11 protein-coding genes are annotated in these 23434 nt (G+C 33.3%); 10 read left to right on the top strand and 1 reads right to left on the bottom strand.

What is annotated here, in order from left to right; genetic code table 11:
* The first annotated feature begins 6 nt into the window (after positions 1-6).
* From A9996_RS13940 to A9996_RS13890, 10 genes are all read left to right on the top strand, one after another.
* Positions 7-4791 carry an Eco57I restriction-modification methylase domain-containing protein gene (locus A9996_RS13940; RefSeq protein WP_066436255.1) on the top strand — a complete coding sequence of 1595 codons (4785 nt, stop codon included), beginning with the start codon at positions 7-9 and terminating at the stop codon, positions 4789-4791.
* An 11-nt stretch (positions 4792-4802) separates the two neighbouring features.
* A complete protein-coding gene (locus A9996_RS13935) occupies positions 4803-6938 on the top strand; it encodes a sacsin N-terminal ATP-binding-like domain-containing protein (RefSeq protein WP_066436254.1) in 2136 nt (711 codons plus the stop codon).
* Between the two features lie 166 nt (positions 6939-7104).
* Positions 7105-7479, top strand: coding sequence for a hypothetical protein (locus tag A9996_RS13930; RefSeq protein WP_066436251.1), 375 nt, complete (start codon positions 7105-7107; stop codon positions 7477-7479).
* Positions 7460-9403: a protein NO VEIN domain-containing protein gene (locus tag A9996_RS13925; RefSeq protein WP_066436247.1), complete on the top strand. Its 1944-nt coding sequence runs from the start codon at positions 7460-7462 to the stop codon at positions 9401-9403. Before A9996_RS13930 ends, A9996_RS13925 begins: the two co-directional genes overlap by 20 nt.
* 6 nt (positions 9404-9409) lie before the next feature.
* Positions 9410-15724, top strand: a complete 6315-nt coding sequence (locus A9996_RS13920; RefSeq protein ID WP_066436245.1) for a DEAD/DEAH box helicase — start codon at positions 9410-9412, stop codon at positions 15722-15724.
* Position 15725: 1 nt separating this feature from the next.
* The gene (locus A9996_RS13915) at positions 15726-17804 is read left to right on the top strand and encodes a UvrD-helicase domain-containing protein (RefSeq protein ID WP_083993965.1); all 2079 of its coding nucleotides are present in this window, start codon (positions 15726-15728) and stop codon (positions 17802-17804) included.
* A gap of 76 nt (positions 17805-17880) precedes the next feature.
* Positions 17881-20550 (top strand): ATP-dependent DNA helicase, encoded by a 2670-nt coding sequence (locus A9996_RS13910; RefSeq protein ID WP_066436242.1) that lies wholly within the window; start codon positions 17881-17883, stop codon positions 20548-20550.
* Positions 20547-20969 carry a hypothetical protein gene (locus tag A9996_RS13905; RefSeq protein ID WP_066436239.1) on the top strand — a complete coding sequence of 141 codons (423 nt, stop codon included), beginning with the start codon at positions 20547-20549 and terminating at the stop codon, positions 20967-20969. The genes A9996_RS13910 and A9996_RS13905 overlap by 4 nt, the downstream gene beginning before the upstream one ends.
* A 261-nt stretch (positions 20970-21230) precedes the next feature.
* Positions 21231-21794, top strand: a complete 564-nt coding sequence (locus tag A9996_RS13895; RefSeq protein WP_066436235.1) for a hypothetical protein — start codon at positions 21231-21233, stop codon at positions 21792-21794.
* A 10-nt stretch (positions 21795-21804) separates the two neighbouring features.
* Positions 21805-22374, top strand: a complete 570-nt coding sequence (locus A9996_RS13890) for an XAC2610-related protein (protein WP_146608980.1) — start codon at positions 21805-21807, stop codon at positions 22372-22374.
* Positions 22375-23068: 694 nt separating this feature from the next.
* Here A9996_RS13890 and A9996_RS13880 read toward each other — a convergent pair.
* The gene (locus tag A9996_RS13880) at positions 23069-23431 is read right to left on the bottom strand and encodes a nuclear transport factor 2 family protein (RefSeq protein ID WP_066436221.1); all 363 of its coding nucleotides are present in this window, start codon (positions 23429-23431) and stop codon (positions 23069-23071) included.
* Positions 23432-23434 lie beyond the last annotated feature (3 nt).

Raw genomic sequence — 23434 nt, 5'->3', positions numbered from 1 at the left:
TTAAGAATGATAGAATTTTTAGAAAATATAGGCGATTACTTTTCTCAACATTTCTTTGATGAAGATTTTCCGAAGAAAGTGTTTGATAAGTCTGGCTATGGGACTGAGCATATAAAAGAGTTTACAAGCAAGATTGCCCCAATTAGTGAAAAGTATTATAAGTTTAAGAATGATTATCTAAATCTAAGAAGAACGAAGGATAAAGTGCTTCGCACGCACCAATTTCATACAGAATTATTAGAAGCATTAGGTTACATTAATGGCGTAAGAGCCTATGATGAACCTGTGGTAATGGACGATAATAAAATTATTCCTGTTCGCTACCGTTTCAATAAAAATGACAAGCCTTATCTCTACATAATGGAAATGCAGCCTATGATACAAGTGGGCGATGTTGATGCAGATGGGTTATATGAGCAGAGTTATATTAAAGACGATTGGGAAAAAGTGCTACCGAATTCTTGGGATGGTTTTGATATAAGACCAGAAGTAATTAAAGAAGCGTTATCCGAACTGTTTTTACTTCCCGAAGAAGAACGTCCAGTCTATTTGATTATGCTTGCTGGTCCAAAGATATTTTTAATTCAGTACGAGAAATGGAAGTTTGATAGCTATTTACTCTTCGATTTAGAAGAATTATTTACAGTCACAAAAACAGCATCCAATAGAAATTTACTCGCTTTATTTTATGCTTTACTAGCAAAAAAGCAATTTATTTCTGAAACCGAAAGTATTTTAACTGGTTTAGAGGAAGATGCCCATAAAGCAAGTTATGGCGTAACAGTTACTTTAAAAAGTGCGGTTATCTATGCTGTAGAGGCATTGGCGAATGAAGCTATTGAATACCGATTAATGAATGCGGCTACACAAGATGACAAACGTAAGATAGTAGAACTGCGTAACAGCGATAATTTCGCTAGAGAGCTAAAGGACGAATGTCTAAATTTTGTGTACCGTTTACTCTTTCTTTTCTATGCAGAATCTAGAGAGGATTTAGAGATTTTACCTATGAAAGACAGTACCTATCAAAAAGGCTACAGTCTTGAAATGCTTCGTGATTTAGAAATGGTAGCATTGACAACAGAATCTTCTAGAAACGGGTATTTCTTTTCCGAAAGCTTATGGAAACTTTTTGATTTCCTGCATACAGGTTCCAATTTGAAAAATGGATTCCAAATGCGACCTCTAGATTCCCCTTTGTTTGATAATGATGCGCTCATACATCTTCAGGGAATTCAATTTAGCAATAAAGTACTGCAAGAAATTGTGGTTCGCTTATCGCTTTCCGAAAGAACAAAAAATAAAGGTCGTGGCAGAATATCGTACTCTAATCTTGGAATTAACCAATTGGGTAGCGTCTATGAAAGTTTACTATCCTATTCAGGTTTCTTTGCAAGAGAAGATTTAATTGAGGTTAAAAGTGCTAAAGATAAAAACGGAAGTGACGGCACATTTTTAGTGCCAAAATCAAGACGAGATGATTTTAAAGAAGCTGAAATTTTAAAAGATTGTGAGCATCTCGAACAAGATGTGGTTATACCAAAAGGACAATTTGTATATCGATTAAATGGTAGAGACCGTAAAAATTCGGCATCGTATTACACGCCCGAAGTTTTAACGCAGTGTACCGTAAAATATACCCTGAAAGGCATTATTGAAAAACTCAAAGAACAACAAGCTATAGTTGATGGAGCTTTAACAGGAACAAACTGTGCAGATGAGATTTTAAAACTTAAAATATTAGAACCTGCAATGGGAGCAGCTGCATTCCATAACGAGGTAATTAACCAACTAGCTGTTGCATATTTAGAGTTAAAGGAAAATGAAGAACAAGCGGCTGGCCGCAAACGTATTACGCCAGGAGTTTATAAGGACGAATTACAGAAAGTAAAAGCCTATATCGCAGCAAATAATGTGTATGGTGTCGATTTAAACCCAACTGCGGTTGAGCTCGGTAAACTATCATTGTGGCTTAATTGTATGCACAAAAATATGGAAACCCCATTTTTTGCACACCGTCTTGGTGCTGGTAATGCAGTTGTTGGCGCTTGGCTAAAAGTATATAACGAGAAGGACTGCTCACTGCAATATCCTAAAACCGCATCTGGCGCCATTGCCAAAAAGCCATTGCCAAAACCTTGGTGGGACAAAGCGCCTAAGCGTGTATTATGGAAGAAAGATGGAACGCTTTCGCGAAAGCAAAATCAGATTTACCACTTCTTATTAGCAGATGATAATATGGTGCCAAGTTATGGCATTAAATTATTGAAGGAAGAATTAACGGATGTTGAGCTAACTGCTTTTAAAGACTGGCGAAACGAATTTAAACAACCATTAACCAGTGTTGAAATTACACGACTGCAAAAGATAAGTAGTGTCATAGATTATTTACTGGAAGAACATTACAAACAGCAAAAGGGAGTAATTGCAGATACTTCTTCTGTGTACCAAGTATATGGACAACCTAACCCTCAAATTAAGGCAAAAGGCTATGACGAAAAAGAGCGACTAGCCGAATCTCGTAAAGACCGTTCTGCACCTTATTACAAGTTAAAATTAGTGTTGGATTATTGGTGTAGCCTTTGGTTTTGGGATGTGCGTGATGTACGCTTATTACCCAGCAGAACCGAGTGGTACAATGAAATTGAATCGATACTACAAATAGACAGTAATGAACTTACGCTTGATGGCACTGAGCAAAACATAAAAGAACAAATACGTAAAAAAGCCAGAGCAGGAAATTTGTTTGACGATGATGAGCGCATAAAATACGTAGAAGCATTAGCACAACAACACCGCTTTTTCCACAATGAAATTGAATTTATAGAAGTATTTAAAGAACGTGGTGGTTTTGATGTTATTGTAGGGAATCCGCCTTGGTTGAAGCTTCAATTTGAAGAAAAAGGGATTATGGGTGAGTCTTTTCCTGAATTGGAGATTAGAAAGATTTCTGCACCTAAAATTAGAAAGCTTCAAGAAGAGTTCTTGAGAGTTGAAATACAAAAAGAAGCCTATTTTAATGAATATATAGCTGTAGAATCTGCTGCAACTTTTATGAATGGTCACCAAAACTATCCATTATTAAAAGGACAGCAAACGAACTTATATAAATGTGTACTTGAAAATGGATTTTCATTAATGTCAATGAATGGTTTTATGGGCTTGATCCATCCAATTGACATCTTTAATGACTCTAAAGGAAAACCATTTAGGAAAGTTGGAAATGCGAGACTTAAGTATTATTTCAACTTTAGAAATGAATTAATGCTGTTTTCGGAGGTTTCACATACTAGATTTTATTCCATTTGTGTGTATGAAGAACTAAAAGAAAAGCCAAACTTTAAAGCTATAAACAATTTATTTCATCCAAGTACTATAGGAAGTTCATTGTCCCATAATGGGTCTGGCGTTGTTCAGGGAATGAAAATAAAAGATGAAAATGACAACAGCTTTAATTGGAACACGAAACCGCATAAATCGAGAGTCATTAATTTTACCGAAAAGGAGTTAAGAATTCTTTCAAAAACGTTTGGGAATAATACTAATTGGCAAAGCGCCAAATTAGTCAGCGTTCACGCAAGTGAAATTATAAGTATTCTTCAGAAAATCGGAAATTCCAATCATACTGTATTAGATTTTAAAAATAAAGTTACAGTCTGTTGGGATGAAACAAACGATTTAAATGCAGGACACATTATTAGAATAACAAAACACCCTAAATTAGATAGTTTTGAAATGGTTTATAGCGGACCTCATTTTTTTGTCGGTAATCCTTTATACAAAACCCCAAGAGAAATTTGCACACAAAATTCCCATTATGATATTATTGATCACACTTTAATTGATGAATTTACTGTAGCAAGAACAAATTATGTTCCGGCAAATGTTCAATTAGGTTATGAAACCTGTATACGTGCATTTATAGTTGGAAAAGATGAAAATGGTTTACAGAAAACTGATAATTGGCTTGATTACTATAAGTTGGGCTTTAGAAAAATGGTTGATATTAATACAGAGAGATCACTTGCATCAGCTCTTTTTCCACCAAAAACTGCTCATATACACGGAGTAATATCTATAATTTTTAAAGAGGAAAAACACTTGTTAGAGGCCTCTGCCCTTACATCTTCTTTGATTTATGATTTCTTTGTAAAAACTATTGGCTCAGCTAATCTATCAGATAGCAGAATCCAATCTTTTCCTTTGGGGGTTCCAGAAAATTATAAATCACAATTGATTTCTAGAACGCTTACTTTAAACTGCATAAATAATTACTACGCAGATTTATGGGAGCGCAATTGGAATGATGATTTTAATCAAGACTCGTGGAGTAAGGCTGATCAACGTTTAAAGCCATTTGATTCACTTACTGAAGAATGGAAATGGGAAATACCATTGCGCAATTGGTTTGAACGCAGACAAGCTTTGGTGGAAATAGATGTCATTACTGCTATGGCATTAGGGTTATCCTTAGAAGAATTGGTTTTAATGTATAATGTTCAGTTTCCCGTACTACAGCAAAACGAAGACGATACTTGGTATGATACTAAAGGAAATATTGTTTTTACAGTTTCTAAAGGTTTAGTAGGTGTTGGTTTAGATAGAGGTGATTGGAATGCTATTGCAGCAATGAAAGCAGGCGAAACCTACGAGCATACAATTACTAAAAGCGAATTATACCAAGGAAAAAAAATAACCTATTATGCGCCATTTGCTAAATGTGACCGCGTAGAAGATTATAAAACGGCTTGGGCACATTTTGAAGAGCTATTTAACGATAAAAAAGAATAGGAAATAAAACAATGTTGATTAAAGCACAAACCATATTTGCTGAAGATGTACTCAAATTAATTGAGGAGAATCGTGATACTTATAAACAAGTAAAACGCATTACCAGTGATTACAGGTTAGAGAAAGGGACAACAGAATCCTATAATGGTAGACAGATATTAGAACTGTTACAAAATGCAGATGATGCAAAGACAGATACGGTAGTTATTGAGCTAGACAGAGAGAACCATACTTTATCTATATCAAACAACGGAAATCCGTTTACTGCTGAAGAAGGAATTGCATCTTTAATGATTGCACATACCTCAAGCAAAAAACGAGAGTTTATTGGAAACAAAGGATTGGGCTTCCGTTCTATTCTTAATTGGGTAACAGAGGTAAAGATTAAAACTAAAACCGATACTGTTGTTTTTTCTCAAGAGATTGCCAAAGCTGAATTTAATGCGCTCTCAGAAGAGGGCCAACGCAAATTAATAGCAGACAATAAAGAGTATTTAAGCGAAGGTGAAGTGCCTTTTGCCATTCTAGCAATTCCTAGATTATATACCAACAAAGAACCTTCAGCTTATCAAACAACTATTGAGTTAAAGTATATTTCAGATAACGAAGAAGTTATAAACGGTATTGAAGGTCAGTTAAGTTTGTTAGCACCAGAGATATTACTTTTTTTAAATCATATAAAAACTATAGAGGTAAAAGATAGTCAAGGGGTTTTAGATAAAAGCCTTTCTAGATTTACAAACGATTCTGGAGCCAAAATAACTATTAATGATGCCACTTGGAATATTAAAGATTCTGGTGATGTTTTATATAAAACGGTAAAAGGGAAAGAACAATATTACAGATACAAAATTGCTTGGAAAGATGATTTAAGCGATGTAAACTCGAAGTTTTTTACCTATTTCCCTACCCAAGAACGAACACACTTACCTTTTTTAATACACGCAACGCTCGATCTTGACCCAACTAGAAATCACATAAATAATTCAAAAGATAACATCAATTTACTATCAGAAATTGCTAAAAGCATTGGTGATATTGCAGAAAACAGTATTAGAAAAGAAACAAGTGATTGGTCATCTTATAAATTCCTGACTGTAGACCGAGCTAATGAAAATGAAATACTTAAAGATTTTTATAAAACCATAGCAGGTTTTAAAAACACTTTAAAGATATTTCCTTGTGTTGACGGTAGTTATTGCACTTACGAAGATGCTGTATTTTACGGCGATGAATTTTCTAATTGGGTGATGCGAAACAAGGTTGAATCCTTATTTGCCGACCTAATTATTCCGGAAGATATAGAGGCAGATTTAAATTATGGTTCTGAATATTCTGAAGAAGGATGGCAAGAAATTTTAGCCTCGGTTACAAAATTAATAACTAGTATACCAGAACGTGCACAACTTATAAAATTATTGACAAGTTGGTCTTTCAGAAAAATTCATTCTTCAAAAAATAAAGTGCCATTACTTATTGATAATGCAGGTAATCCTATTTCTGAGCATAATCAGGCATTTATGATGAATAGGAAGGATATTGAAAAATATTTTATTCCTAAAGCTGTTGAAATTTCATTTATGTCAGATGGCTTATATACTGAATTGATTAAAGTCTTTGAAGAAGAAATTAAGGAAAAACGGATTGAGAATGAACACCGTTCTCGACCTCTTAAAAGGTTGATTTCAGATATCGTTAATATCGGTTCAAACGATATAACTGATGTTATTAGGCATATCGTTACTACTTCAGAAAATAAAATAAAAGCTACCGAAGAAAATGATGATGGCAAATTAAAGATAGTTACTGAAATGGTAAAGTCTTTATTTTCAATTTATCAAGTAAACCCAGATAGGAGAAACAGTATTAACTTGGATGTGCCTTTATTAAATAAAAACTTGGAAGTAAGTTACGGCAAAGACCTCTTTTTGGGTGAAGGATATGATACTGGTAAAACAACAGCCATCATCTTTAAAGATATTTTTGATGATGCAAACTATGTTTTAGACAATGATTATTGGGAGCTAGAAGATAATGGTATAAGCTACTTAGACAATTTCTTTTTATGGCTAGGTGTAAATAGAATTACAAAAACCAAGCAGATTACAGAACAGCTGCATAGAGATGATGAAAATTACATTTACTAAAATTTAGTTTTTTAATCAGACAAGTTGGCCAGAAAATACTCTCATAAAGAGTATAAGGTAACGGAGATTAACTAAACTTTGAATCGATTAGTTAATCACCCTTAACTTTTCAATAAGTAAATTTTTAGTTGCTTGGATAATTTCAGACGGTTATATATCAAGACAATTGAGTTTTGACAATGTAGATACCTTTAGTTACTCTTTTCATAATAAGGTGACACCAGTAAATGACAATCCCTCTTATATTTATTATCAAGTAGCAGAAAATTACTTAAATGGTTTAAACACCAAATTTATTGCAGACCTAGATTTTGCTAAAGAACTAGGCTATAATTCCATAAACTTTGAACATCAGGTTTTCAAAGCGTTAAGTATTAGTGAAAATAAAATAATAGATGTATTGCATCAGCTTAAAGTGAGTCGTTTATTTAACGATTTAGAGGTTGACGAAGTGTATAGCATATTACAAGAATTAGAACGTATAAATCCCGAAGAAAAATACGCACGTAAAATTTACAATCTTGCGTTCAGTTTTTTTTAAACTTAAAAAGGATTTTGACTATGCCAACAAGGTTAAAGATTATAAACTATTAGCAAAGAAGCGTAATAAGAAAGAGTACATATCTGTTGAGAAAGTATACTACAGTGACAATTCAACTTTGCCTTCAAAAATTGCTGAAGATTTTTGGGTTTTTGATTTTCCGAAAAGGTCTGGGGAAAGTCAAATCTCGAAATATTTTGGGGTAAAAACATTCAAAGATGTTGATTTACAGATTTACCAAGATTCTGTACGTGAAAGTGTTGTCAATGATAAGTTTCAAAAGTGGTTAGAAAAAATTAAGCCATATATCCTAACATACAGGTTAAGTTCAATTAAGGACTCTATTCAAAAAAATGAAGCAGATGAGTTGAAGAAAGTTGATATAAGACTCGTTTCTTCATTAAGGTATGCTATTGAAAATGGGGAATCTAAGAACCTTCTTTCAGGTGAATTCTTACCCAACCCAACAAGTCAAGGCTTTTATTTATGTGTAGAACAAAACACCACTTTAGAAATTGTAAAAGACACACCAAAAATATGTGAAGCTTTTGCTGAAATTCTATGTGTGTTGTTTAAAGTGAATGAGCACAAAGATAATTACAGAACAATCTTTAAAGACAAAAATAGTCTCAAAGACACCATTTTTACAATTGAGGTCAATTCTTTAACTGAACATTACAACAAGGCTTTAGAGTTGCTTGGAATCTCTAAGGATGAAATTTGTTTTTGGTCTAGAGTTTATGAATATGGAGATAAGGAGTTTCCTGCTACAGTAAAGGATTCAGATGAATTAGCGGAGTTATTACTTAATGATTTTGGCTATACCATTTCGAAGAAATTTAAGAATATCGATTATACTGATTTTAATGACCAACTATCCATCGATTTTTTGAAAGCAATAACTAGTGAATTAGAAATCCCAATTACTCACTTGTTTGAGGATGATTTTAATGGAATTATAAATTATCATAAAGCACAGTTTGAAAATAAAAGAAACGACTTAAAAGAAGATTTCAATACATCCCTTTGGAAGCACTTAAATCAAAATAAAGAACTGCAAAAGCACCTTATTAACTTTCAAGAAAAGTATGAAAACCTCATATATGGACAAGTTATTGAAAACTCGCTGCTAAATAACAGATTTGAATTAGAGCTAAACTATCTAGATGTGCTTAAACAAGTAGTGAGCAAGGAGTTTGGAATTCAAATAAAGGAAAGTGCAGAAGTATCTTTGATAAAAATTCTACCTGAATATAAATCACTGCTTAAGGAAAGTAAGATTAACGAGGTAGATATTGAAGAAAGTGAAATTAGAAGTCTTTTCTACTTTAAGGGTAATGACGATAAAATTATTTCTTATTTAACGGCTGCTATAGAAAGTAATGAAAAGGATGACAATAGTGATCCTGAAGAAGAAGTAACTGGAGAAATTATATACAGTTCTTCAACAAAACTAAACCATACTTTTTCCAATGGTAAAAGTAGTAAAAATGGTAGTTGGAATCACAATGATAAAGTTGGAAAGCGAAACAAATTATCTGGAAAGAAAGCGGAGCAAATTGTATTTAACTCACTAATGAAAAGTGAGGACGTTGCAAAGGTGGAATGGGTTTCTAGTTTTTCCAATACATCAGATAAATCAGATAATAAACATTACGATATACGTTACAAATTGAATGATAACCCAAACTGGAAATACTTAGAGGTTAAGTCATTTAATGGTACTTACTTTCATTTAAGTAGGTCGGAAAAAAAGGAAGCAATTAAGAGAGGAAAGGACTTTGAGATAGCTCTGGTCATTGATGGACAAGTACATATTTTAAAAGACTATTTTAATGAAGATGTTGATTTTGATAACAATGATTTGTTTTATGCTTCGCCATCAGATTATATAATTTCATTACAACTAAAAAAAGAACAGTAAAAGACTATGCTACCATTATTACAAGCAAATGAAATAAAACGTGCGGTAGTAGATTACTTAAGATCTACTTTCAATTTTGAAGATGCAGCATTAGACCAATCTTTTGAGGCCTTTCTTTTGAATGAAAGGAGAGGTATGTTTAAAGGGCCCTATATGCAACTTAGACTACCGTTTGATAAAATCACTTCGGAAAGTGATAAGGAAATTTTTGAAAAATCCTTATTTGTAAAACCACCCTTTGACCCCTACCACCATCAATTCGCTTCATTTGCTAAATTGTCTACCAGAAATGGGCATAATCCTGAACCTGTAATTCTAACAACTGGAACAGGGTCTGGTAAAACAGAAAGTTTCTTATTCCCATTATTGGATTATTGCTATCAGCATAGAGATACGCCAGGGATAAAAGCAATAATTCTATATCCAATGAATGCATTGGCTACAGATCAGGCAAGAAGAATTGCTGAAGAAATAAATAATTTTGAAGATGCTGATGGTAAGCACGTTTTACAAGGAAAAATCCGTGCAGGTTTATTTATTGGTGAGGGAAAAGATAAAAATGGTGTGCGTAACACAAGAATGGGTGAAGATCATATCATAGAAGATAGAGATACCCTCGTAAAATCGCCGCCAGATATTTTATTGACAAACTTTAAAATGCTTGATTTTGCTTTATTGCAATCAAGATTTCACAATTTATGGCACCATAATTTTAAGAATACAAGCTTATTAAAATTCATAGTCCTAGATGAGCTTCACACTTATGATGGTGCAAAAGGTTCAGATGTAGCAAACTTAATACGTCGCTTAAAATTAAAACTTAAACTACCAAAAGATCAAATTGTCCCTGTTGGAACTTCTGCAACATTAGCAGGAGGAGATGAAGGGAAACAAGAATTAGTTGAGTTCTTTTCTAAAGTTTTTGGTGTTAAAGTAACAATAGATTCAGTAATAGAAGAACAACGGCAAGAACCTGATGAGTTTTTTGCAGATGCTCTTGAAGCCCCTAATGTGAATCTTAAAAATATAGCACAATGTGCATTCTTAGAGAATGACACCTATGAGACTTATTTGGCAAGACAGCTAAAATTTTGGACTTACGAGGATTTAAACCCAAGCCAGTTAGGAGAAGCTTTAAAGAAAAACGAATGGTTTTTTGAACTACTTAAGATATCAAAATCTAAAGTGGTTGAAATTAAGCCACTACTTATAAGATGGAAGGATAAAATTGATGTAGACTTAGACCCAGATAATGTAAGATTATTATTTGGCTCTTTACTGTCATTGATAACCTATGCTAAGGAACAATCGGGTAAAAAGCAATTTCCATTTCTTTATTTACAAATAACCTATTGGTTACGCAGTCTTTCTAAAATTGTACGCAAACTTCAACCTAGCCCTGTTTTTGAATGGGAAAGTGACAGTAATCCAAATGACAAGGCAAAATCATTACCACCATACTTTTGTCGTGAATGTGGAGGTAGTGGTTGGATAGGAATTAAAAAAGAACAAAATGTACATTTTGAAGAAGATTTAAAAAGAACACGTCAACATTTAATAGCAAATAATCAAAATAAGAACCTTTACTTTATTAGTAGTCTACAAGATAAAGGATATACAGAAATATATGCGTCAGACTACAGTCATTCCGGTGATGAGATTGATGGCTATTTACACCCGAATTCTCTTAGTATTTATGATAATTATGAGAGTCCAGAGTATTTTAAAATATTAGGTACTCGGATTGTAGATGGCAATAGAGTAGATAAAATTTGCCCTCATTGTAATTCAAGAAACACTTTAGCTCTAATTGGTACAGGGGTGCCGACATTAGAATCTATCGCTACGGCACAAGTTTTAGCAACGGCCACAGACCCTACTAATGACCGTCAACGAAAACTATTAGCATTTACTAATGGTGTCCAAGATGCAGCACATCAAGCTGGATTTATAGAAAATAGAAATTTTCGTTTTGGAATGAGGCACGCCATTCAAACCATATTAAAAGGTTCAAAAGAACCTATAAAGCTGTCTGAAGTTTATGAACGTTTTATTAATTATTGGAGAGCAAATTCAGATGATGAAGGCAAAGGGAATCTTGAAGCGTATTATTACAAATTCTTTCCGCCAGATTGCGAAGCAAGATTAGAAATAACAGATTATCAAAATAAAAGTGGAAAATTTAGTGCTGTTTTTGACCAAGAATTCTCGAATAGAATGTCTTGGGAAATATGGGCTGAGTTTTCTTATCGAGCAATCATTGGTCGTACCCTAGAAAAAACAGGAGCTTCAGCAACTCACTTTGATAGTGGATTGATGGGAGAAGTATATGACCAGATGAAGTATTGGTTAGATGAAAATGAATTAGGTAGTGCTATTGATAAAGAGCCTTTCCTTAAGTTTTTAAATGGCTTTTTACACAGGTTGAGAACAAAAGGTGGTGTAGATCACCGCTACTTAAAAAAGTACAGGACAGAGCGTACAAATTCTTATTTGATTGGGCATAGAGGAAATGTTAATCAACAATTCTTTTTAATGAAGAATTTTGGACCTTCATCTAGGCTTCCAAAGTTTCTAGCACTAGCAAGTGGTCCAAATACAAGAGCTTTTGATGTGGTGCAAGCAGCATCGAAGGACAACTGGTTTAGTGCCTATTTTAAGAAATGCTTTCAAACCATTGTATCAGAAGAAAAAGAATTAATTAATGATTTCTATGCTCAGCTTTTAGCTTATTTAGATTCAAACAGAATCTTAGATACGCGAGTAGCAGCTGGTGTTACAAATTATGGTTTAGCAGAAGATAGTATTTACGTAAGTTCCGATGTGACCTTTTTTGGTTGTGTAAAGTGTGGTCATAAAGTAAATACAGGTTTTAGTGGCGCCGATTTGGTTAAGGATATGAAATGCCTTCAATATAGGTGTAATGGCCATTATGAAGTTATTGAAAAATCTCAGTTAGATTACTATAGAATGGTCTACAACAGAGGTCGCTCATTAAGAATTTTTGCAAAAGACCATACAGGCCTTATAGATAGAAACGAAAGAGAAAAATTAGAGTACGATTTTAAAAAACAACCTAAGCAAAATAGCACTAATGTATTAGTGGCAACGTCAACGCTAGAAATGGGAATTGACATTGGAGACTTAAATGTGACATTTAATTCGTCACTTCCACCAGAAACAGCAAACTATTTACAGCGCATTGGACGTGCAGGAAGGTCTAGTGGAACATCTATGATTTTAAATCTTGCTGGAAGGGATGAACACGATCTCTATTACTTTCAAGACCCTCAAGATATGATGAGTGGTGAAATTAAAACACCAGCTTGCTATTTAGAGGCAAAAGATATTTTGAAAAGACATTTTATGGCTTTTTGTTTTGATAATTGGGCAACCTTAGATCCTGAAGAAAATAAAATTCCACCTTTGGTGAGAATGTTAAATGTTAAATCACTCAGACCTGGTGATCCTAATTTCCTGTTTCAAAAAATTGCAGCTTATATCGAATCAAATAAAACTCTTTTATACGAGGCATTTGTTGACCAATATAAGGACCAGTTAGGAGAAAATTCTAATAGTTTGTCATCAATATTCGAAGATTTAAGTTCAGGGAGATTAGTAAACCGATTAACTGTAATTCATAAAGATTTACTTGCTGAGCTAGAGTATTACGCAAAAAAAGTGAAGGATGTAAATAAAAGATTGAGAAGCCTGCCAGAAACTGGTAATGAAACAATTATTTTAAAGAATGAAAAACGAGCTTTGTCAAGTGCAATTTATAACATCCATAGGCGGAATGTAATAGAGTATCTTACAAATGTTGGTGTACTTCCAAACTATGCTTTTCCTGAAACTGGTGTAACTCTTAATGCTCAAATAAAAAGGAAAAAGCAAGTTGATGGCAAGACTGAATATAAATATGAAGATTTTAGTGAAATAGTAAGGCCGAGCTCTTCTGCTTTAACGGAACTTGCGCCTGCAAATACTTTTTATTCTCAAGGCTATAAATTAAAGTCGGAAGGCTTAGAAATAAAATCTCAAGAAGATTATGAAGAACATCGTTTTTGTAGTAATTGTGACCACGTAAAGAAAGAGATTGATGTTGAAGAAGAACATCAAACTCAATGTCCTGTTTGTGGTCACGGTTCTTGGTCTAGTTTGAATAATCGTAAAGTACTAGTTAAACTTCAAGGGGTTTTGTCTGTTAATGACAAAGAGGATTCTAAAATAACAGATTCCTCAGATGATAGAGAACGAAAATTTTATCAAAAATCAGTTCATATAAAAATTAACCAATCTTCCTCTCAGGGAGCTCACGTTTTAAAAAGAGTTCCTTTTGGAATAGAATTTTTTCAAGATGTTGAGTATTTAGAAATCAATACAGGAATTAGAGAAGAAGGTTTCTTTGGCACAAGAGAAATTGAAATAAACGGTGAAAAACATCCTCAAGTAGGTTTTGTGGTTTGTAAAACCTGCGGCAAGTCAACGGAAAGACCTTTAACAGCTAGGGAGTTAAGCGATAGGCGAAGAGCATACCACTTTCCATATTGTTCGAATAGAGAAGCTGTATATGACGATGCCATCGATGACGTATTTAATGAAATCTATTTGTATAGAAAGTTCAATACAGAAGCATTATCTATTTTGTTGCCTATTCAAGAATTTAGGTCTGAGGAAAGAATCGCTCTATTTAAAGCTGGTTTACAACTAGGACTCAAAGAATATTTTAAAGGAAGACCAGACCATATCTTGATAAGAGAAAACGAGATTTTTAATAAAGCTTCTAATAGAAAAGACAAGTATTTGGTTTTCTATGAAACTATACCAGGAGGCACAGGTTATCTATCCAAATTATTCGACACCGAGGTATTTACTGAGATTCTTAAAAAAGCTTATGAAAGAATTGCTTTTTGTTCTTGTAAACAAGAGGGTAAAGATGGTTGTTATCGATGTATATATACATATGGAAACCAATATGAAAGAACAATTTTAAGCAGGTCTGAAGCTCAGGAATTATTTTCAGATATTATCGAAAAAGCAGATGAATGGAATAGCATTGAGAGCCTACAAAACGTAAGCACATTTGCAAACAATGAAGAGTCTGATTTAGAACTGAAGTTCGTTACTTTATTAGAAACATTATCAGACCGATATACAGGCTCATCTTTTAAACCAGATAATGAAAAAGGACTTAAAATTTATAGACTGAAATTAATCTATAGAAATTGTGAAATTGTTTATAAAATATATCCTCAAAATTTAGGGAGAGTCCTTCAAGGAGTAACGTTAAAGACACGTCCAGATTTTGTAATGACTTGTGTTCGTATCTCAATAAATGACAAAGAATGGTCTTTAGATGATATTGAAAAATTAAAATCTATTGCCATTTACCTAGACGGTTATGAATTTCACGCTAGTGAAAATCACTCGAGATTTCCATCTGACTTAGCAATTAGAAATAACATTATAGATTCCGGAAGGTATAATCAATGGATATTTACTTGGGGAGATTTTTCTGAAAATATGTTTAACGAAAAAGATATTCTAGGATTAAAGCAAGATGAGAAAGTTATTAAAGACAAGTTTTTCTTAAAGCATCCTTCTTTCAGAGGCTATGATGTTTCGGACATATTTCTCAACAATAATATAACAAGATTCTTCCATTTAATTATTAATCCACTCACCAATATTGATTTAAAGATTTGGTCAAGTTTAGCGCTATTTAATTCACAGTCCAAAATGATGGGTACGTTTTATAGTCCTGATAATACTGAAGCTATATTAAATCATAGAAGTGTTTCTGAAATTGAAAAAGCACCCCAAGGACTTACTAATTATGTTTATGCCGATGGCATAAAATTTAAGGAAGAAGCCACATTTGGAGTGTTTATTCGCCCTCAAGATTTTTTATTAAAAGCTTTTGGCGGATTTAAGGTTGTAACGTTTTGGGATAAAGAAAACTGGATAAAATTTTGGAAAATTTATAATCTAACACAATTTCACAACATAACTGTTGAATCTTTGGATGCTGAAATCAAACCCCAAGATGTCGCCCCTAAAAATGAGGTAAGTAATGAAATTCTATCAAATTTTGATGAAGAACTTCACGTTATTGTTAGGCTATTTTTTAAGGAAAATATTGAGTTTAATACCGAGTATGACTTTGATCTCATTGAAAGCGATATCATCATTGCTTCGGCAGAGCTGGGTGCACACTCTAAGAAAATTGTTATCAATCCATTTGATGAAGAATCAAAACAAACATTTATTAATAACGGATACAAAGTATATAGTCCGGATAATTTTAAATTAGAAGATTAATATGAATCACGCAATAAAACTATTTATACACGATTCTTTTTTCGATGCTTTTTCGGTACTTCCTAGAAAAATTCAAAAGAAGACTAGGGAGTTTATGAAAAAATTCAAAGAAGACCCTAAGTCTAGTGCAATCAATTATGAAAAGATAAGCACGTTTAGAGATCAGTCTTTGAGAACTGTAAGGATTGACCAGAAATATCGTGCTATCATTCAAGCGCCAGAAGAGGGAAACGGTTATCATTTACTATGGGTAGATAATCACGACGAAGCAATGGACTGGGCTCAAAACAAAGTATTTGAATGGAATTCAAGTACTCAGTCTTTTCAAATGTATGATAAGCCTGCTGCGGAAGAACGTAAAGTAGTTACGAAAGATAAGACTGAAAGCACACCAGTATTATTTGAAACCTATACAGATTCTGAGCTAACTCAAATTGGAGTACCTAGTGACTTATTACAACTCGTAAGAAGTATTGAACGTGTTGAACACTTAGAAAGCTATGCTTCAAACATTCCAACAGATGTATATGAATACCTCTATTATTTATCTGAAGGTATTTCAATTGAAGATATATTACAAGAGATAGAAGCTGGTAAAGTTCAAGATACGGAAGAGCTAAGTCCTAATGCTCAGAAGAATGTTTATGTGCTTACTGATGATAGTGATTTAGAAAATATACTTTCAGGAGATTTCGAAAAATGGAAACTCTTTCTTCACCCATCTCAACGATCAATAGCTTATGGAGAATTTAAAGGGCCATTAAAGGTCACTGGAAGTGCAGGAACAGGTAAAACCGTATGCGCATTGCACAGAGCTAAGTTTTTAAGTCAAAAATTGGAGACTTTTGATAAGCCAATATTATTTACAACTTACACAAAAAGTTTAACGCAGTACTTAAGTTCAGTAACTGAAAAATTCAACATTCCAGAAAGCGAAATCGTAATTAATAACATTGATAAATTGATATTGGATGTTGCCAAAAGTTCTAACGTAATTGAATCTTCATCGGGAATGATAAATAGTTCCCAAGAATTGGAACTATGGAAAGAGATTATTGAATATAACCCATCTACATTTGATGAAAGATTTTTGCAAGAAGAATATAACGATGTTATTTTATCGAATTCAGTTGGTACATTAAGTGAATATTATAAAACATCTAGAATAGGTCGTTCTGTTAGAATAGGTCGTCAAGATAAAACTCAGATATGGGAATTATGTGAGGAGTTTAAAAAAGCCAAAGAAGCCAATTACACTAAATTTGAACTCTGTAATTTACTTATAGCTCATTACAGAGAAGAAGTGGATAAACCATATTCCTATATTATCTGTGATGAAATTCAAGATTTTTCTAATCTTGAACTGACCCTCTTAAGGTTATTGGTGATAGAAAAAGCAAACGATTTATTTTTAGTAGGTGATCCATTTCAAAACATTTATGGTAGGAGAATTAACTTTTCTAAATCGGGAATACACATAAGAGGAAGACGGTCTAGGAAGTTAAAAGTCAATTATCGTACGACAGAAGAAATAAAAAAGAAAGCTGTAAGTGTTCTCTTTGATGAAGTATATGATGATTTTGATGGAGAAGCTGAGACAAATGCAGGCTACGTAAGTTTAATGCACGGTGCAGACCCTTTATATCAAACATTTTCTAATCCAGAAGAAGAAGATGCCTATATCATTGGAGAAATTCAAAAGCTATTAATAAACGACAATGTAAGTCCTAGTGATATTTGCATTGCCGGTAGAACCAATAAACTCGTTGATGATACCAAAACTCTTCTAAACGAATTTCAACAGAAGTATACAGATATTAAAGCAAGTAAAAGACCAAGCGAAGCTGTGGTAGTGTCAACGTTTCATAATTTGAAAGGACACGAGTTTAAGCATTTATTGGTAAGAGGCTTTAGTAAAGACCTTGTGCCGTTTAAGCATCCAGATTTTGACACTTATTCGGATATTCAAAAAAGAGCATATTTGAAACAAGAAAAATCACTTTACTACGTAGTGTTTTCAAGAGCAATTCAAACACTCATTATTACGGGAATTGGTGAAAAATCGGATTGGATAAAATAACAAACAGTATCCCGCTTTCAAAACAACATTAAGAATGAAACAAAAAGGAAACTATGATTTTTGTAAAATATAAAATATGAAATTCACCACAACAGATTTTAACCAAGCACTCCATCTAATAGAAAATACAAACCAATCTTTTTTCTTAACTGGTAAAGCAGGAACGGGGAAATCTTCCTTTTTGAAACATATTGTAAAAACTTGTAAAAAAGAATTTGTGGTTGTTGCACCTACAGGAATAGCCGCAATAAACGCCAATGGCGTAACAATTCATTCTTTATTCGGTTTTCCCTTTAGACCAATGCTCCACCGCGATGCTGACATAACTATTTATTCTAAAGATTCTGTCAAAAGCGAATTGCTAAATAAAATGGATACACTTATCATTGATGAAGTTTCAATGGTGCGTGCAGACGTGATTGATGCTATCGATTTTTCCTTGCGGAAAAACACAAACAATCCTTCCATCCCTTTTGGTGGAAAACAAGTGATATTCATTGGGGACATATTTCAACTCGAACCAGTAGTTGCCGGAAAGAAAGAAAAGGAAATTATGGCCGAACTCTATGATTCTCCATATTTTTTCAGTGCGCATATTTTTAATGAAATAGAACTTCCAGTGGTGGAACTATCTAAAATATTCAGGCAAAAGGATAGAGAGTTTACCCAATTTTTACAAAAAGTTCGCGATGCTTCCATTACTCCTGAAGAGATTGATGATTTTAATAAGCAAGTTGAGGCAAACCAGAATTTAATTAATGAAGAATTTGTAATAACACTAACTACAAGAAACGATGCTGCAAATCTTCACAATAGAAATAAACTAAATAAACTTTCTGCACAAAGTTTTTTTTACGAAGCACAAATTATCAATTCATTTGAAGAAAGTAAATTTCCCACTGACAAAACTTTAGAATTAAAGGTGGGTGCCCAAGTAGTATGTGTTAGGAATGATTCAGAAAAACGATGGTACAATGGTACTATTGCTAAAATACACAGCCTAAAAGATGATGAAATAAAAATTGAACTGGAAAACAATAGAATTGAGACAGTCCAACAGGTTAGTTGGGAAAACCTAAGCTATACTTATGACCGCCATAAGGGTAAAATAGAACAAAAAATAGAAGGGATTTTTACACAGTTTCCCTTAAAATTAGCTTGGGCAATAACCATCCATAAAAGTCAGGGACTCACCTTTGAAAAACTCATTATTGATTTCCACAACGGCACCTTTGCCAGCGGTCAGGCTTATGTGGCCCTAAGCCGGGTAAAAAGTTTACAAGGGTTATATTTAAGGCGACCGTTGGCAATTTGGGATATATTGGTTAGCCAAAATGTGTTGGATTTTGAGCATAATTCAGAAAATCTTGAAGTCTACTATAAAAAACTAATTATAGACATCGCAAGAGAGAATCCTCAATTGATTATTGATCTATTATGGAGATGGTATCCTAATAGTAGGGAGCTATTTCAAAAATATCCTTTTTTGGAGCCTACAAAAACTTATCAGATTAAAACAAAACCACCATCAAAAGAAATAAAGATTGATACTGACTATATTGAAATAAATAGAGGTTATGTGAATTGGGATGTAATTAGCAGCTATAAAGATGTTGATTGGTCAACAACCTTTATAAAGCGTTATAAGGACCTGTTAATATGGAAGTCAAGTCCTAAATCACAATTAGATAAAACTCTAAGCAAAAATCCACACCTTCCTTGGAGCATAGAATTAATTAGTGAATTTGTTGATGAATGGGACTGGGTTGATCTAAGCTGTAATAAAGGCATCCCGTGGTCTATAGAGATAATTCAAGAATTTGAAGAAAAATGGGCGTGGGGTTTTTTAAGTTCAAATACATCTTTGCCTTGGTCTGAAGAGTTAATTGACACTTTCAAAACTAAATGGAAATGGTCAAATGGAGTTGAGCACAATTTTGAAAAACAATATTTTAACGGTTTATGCTTTAATGAAGCTATACCTTGGTCACTTAATCTTATTGATAAATTTAAAGAACAACTTAACTGGAGAAATCTTAGCAGCATCAAATCATTACCGTGGTCTGAAGAACTCATTGAACATTTTTATGAAAGATGGAACTGGGAAGTTTTATCAAGTAATAGCGCTATTAGCTGGTCGCTTGAAATGGTTTATAGATGGAAAGATAGGTTATCTTTTTATTCTTTATCTCATAAAACGTACTTAAAACTACCTATTGACTTTATTAGAGATAATGCCGATAAATTCGATTGGGAAGGTGATGAATATGGATTTTCTGGCGGCCTAAGTGATAATCCCAATCTGCCGTGGTCAGAGGAGTTTATTGAAGAATTTAAGGATAAGTTTAACTGGACAATATTAAGTACTAGGGATTTTTTGCCTTGGAGTGAAAACTTTATTAATAAATATTCAAATTATTTCTGTTGGGAAAATTTATCTTACAACACAGAACTTCCTTGGTCCATAAAGCTAATTGACAAATATATAGATAAATGGGATTGGGAAACACTAAGTGGTAATCCAGCAATTAATTGGACAGAAGAAATGCTTTCCAAATACGAACATAGTTTAATTTGGAAAAACAGTTTTAGAAATCTAAGTAATAATAAAGGTCTCCATCATAGCATTCCTTTAATACACAAATATGCTTCTAAATGGGAGGCTAGTGAAGAAATTTGGAACTGCTTTACACCATATTTGGCTGATGCTTTAATAGAGCAAATTATAAAAAAAATCAAACAATGATAGTAGCAGGAACATTAACGGATAAAGACTGGAAAGAGTTAGCTTGTACTTTAAAACCCGAAGAAAACGAAAATTGGGGCAATGCCTTCCATTTTTTTGAAGAACGCATCCGAACAAGATATTTAGAACCTATACAGTCAATTCTGGATATGGAAAAGTATGAAGGGGAAGGTTTTGCTGTAGTCAACCTCCAATGCTCACTTATTGAGACTATTGAAAGCTTTATTAATGGTTGGGTTTATAGCAATGAAACTAAAAATGGATTGATTAAGTACAAGTGGCATCATAAAAAAAACGTCGTTCGCAATTCTCAAAATAATTACTTGAATAATGTCGATTATTTTTATTTCTATTTTTTTCTAAGCGAAGGCCTTTTAAAGAGAAGCTTATTTGCGGAAAGGATTTCTTCAAAGATGTAAGATGCGGATTGCTCCACGAAACCCAGACTAAGAACGGTTGGGTTATACGGAAAGATTTTTCAAAAATTTCATCTTATGCGTGTGAAAATGGCGAAAAAATAATCTACCGCGACCAGTTCCAGAAGGATTTAAAAAAGGTTATTTCATACCATAAAAAAGCTATAATTGAAGGGGCAGAATTTGATAAGAAGATTTCAACAAAAGATTTAAGAGAAAACTTTAAGGCAAAATTTAACCACTTATGTACCCAATAAATTTATTATGAAAATCGCAATCTTAGGCTGGGGCTCCTTAGTCTGGAACCCTAAAACACTTCAGTACAATAAAGAAATAGGTTGGCAAAAAGATGGACCTATTTTACCTTTAGAATTTGCACGTATATCCAGTGATCAACATCTTACTATTGTTATTACTTCAGAAGGGACTAAAGTGAAGACCCTATATAGTATATCAACTCTAACTGACCTAGAAGACGCAGTTTTAAACTTGAAGTTGAGAGAAGGAAATCAAAAAACACCTATTGGTTCATATTCAAAAGTGACTAAATTATTAAAAACTAGAAATACAGAAGGTGCAAAGGCAATTCAACTTTGGCTTAATGATAAAGTCGATATAGATGCGGTAATATGGACAGATCTCGGTGAAAAATGGACAACAAAAAATAACATTACAATTCATAAAGACAAACGAGTAGAATATCTGAAAAACTTAGATGATTCTACAAAAAGAATAGCAGAAGAATACATCCGAAAAGCCCCGATTCAAATAAACACGAAATACCGCCAACTCATAGAAAAAGAATTAAACTGGTTTCCTATTCCATAACTCCTAACCAATGATAAAACAAGTATTCCTAATAATCGCACTTTTTACGTTCACTCTCCTATTTTCACAGAAAAGTGAGTCTTGGCTTTTAATGGATAAGGAACCAATTACTACCCTATCCTTCTCAAAATCGGAAACATTAAGTGTAAACGAATTTTCATTCCAAGCTACTTGGGACAATAAGCTAAGTTATTCAGATAATTTAGGATATTACGGCGGGATTTCAGAGCTAAAGGTTCTTAAAAATAATAAGCTACTTCAAACCATAAAGAACATTGAGGATGGCATAGCAATTGGCGAGATTAACATTACCTTTTACGATTACAATATGGACGGATATATAGATTTTTCAATCCCAATCGATTGCAGTAAATCGTGTTATGATGCCTATTATTTATTCAATCCCCAAACTGAAAAATTTGAACATCAGAAAGAGTGGGCTTATTTAAAAATTCAAGAAATAAATAAAGTTAATAAACAGATTCTAACAGTTCCAGATGGCAACGCCAAGCATAGTCAAAATATTTTATATCAGGTGGAGGGTTTGAAATTAATTAAATTAAAAACATTTAAAATTTAAAGATAAAATTAACATTCATTTCCCAGTGAAGAAACCCCGTAATTATACCGCAATCGAGATTAAGGAAGCATTAATAGGATCTTGTATAGAATACAAGCCAAAAGATTTCATTCCTTTCCTATTATTACAAAATGTTATTACAGAGTTTCCAAACAAAATGCGGTGTTACCGTTATTTAAAAATGTTGGTTAATTGCGCCCAGAATAGTTCTGTTGGTCCACTTCGTCCCAAAATCGAACAAAAGGAATGGCTGGAGGATAAAGATTTGTACACAATAAATTTTTATGATAGCGTCCATAAATACACCAGAATTTCCATACAATGGAAAGAATCTTCTGAAACAATCTTTATAAATCCGATGCCATTTTAATTTTAGTGTTTAAAATAATGTATTTTCGAATAAATCTAACGAATTTTAATTATATTCTCCATCGCGCAGCTATTTGCCTCCAGTAGGTTCTTTTCGTTCGCTCGTGTCTCACTCACTACAATCACCCACTTCCAGCAACGCGCAGCAAGAGAAATTTTTCATTCATTTCCGTTGCATTGCAATTCATTCAGTCCTACAATTGCTTTATAAAACGAACTACGGCTATTGAGAATAAAGGGTTTTTAATACGCCACGGCTGTACACTAGAATATTGGCAAATTAACCTACAAAATAATTGACAAAGCTTGAAATAGAAGTCCGCTCTTAAAAAGGTCCTCTTTCTCTAGGTCCTTTACTAGAAACCTTCCATTGGGCATTTTCTTTAATCAATTTAAAAACACCAGGCTTCTCGTCATAGGAAGTATTGTATTTAACCCAGGCTGTATCGCCATCGACGTTTTCATCTAAGATTTCTACGGTGACTTCTTTGTTATTTTCCGGTACCATATCTTGAATCATCAAAAGCCCGCTATAACCATCGGTAGTAGTGTACTTTTTCATAGTGCTATTATCCTTTTCGTAGAAGCTTTTTAGAACCATTCTTGCGGTATCAGCAGGTGAAAGGTTCTTATTCTGAGAACAGGAAATAAATAGAAGTATGACTGAAAAAATGAATATTCTTTTCATAAC

The sequence above is a fragment of the Gelidibacter algens genome, from assembly GCF_001678675.1.
Taxonomy (GTDB): domain Bacteria; phylum Bacteroidota; class Bacteroidia; order Flavobacteriales; family Flavobacteriaceae; genus Gelidibacter; species Gelidibacter algens.
The sequence above is the reverse complement of the archived record's forward strand: the minus strand, read 5'-3'. Positions and strand labels throughout refer to the sequence as shown.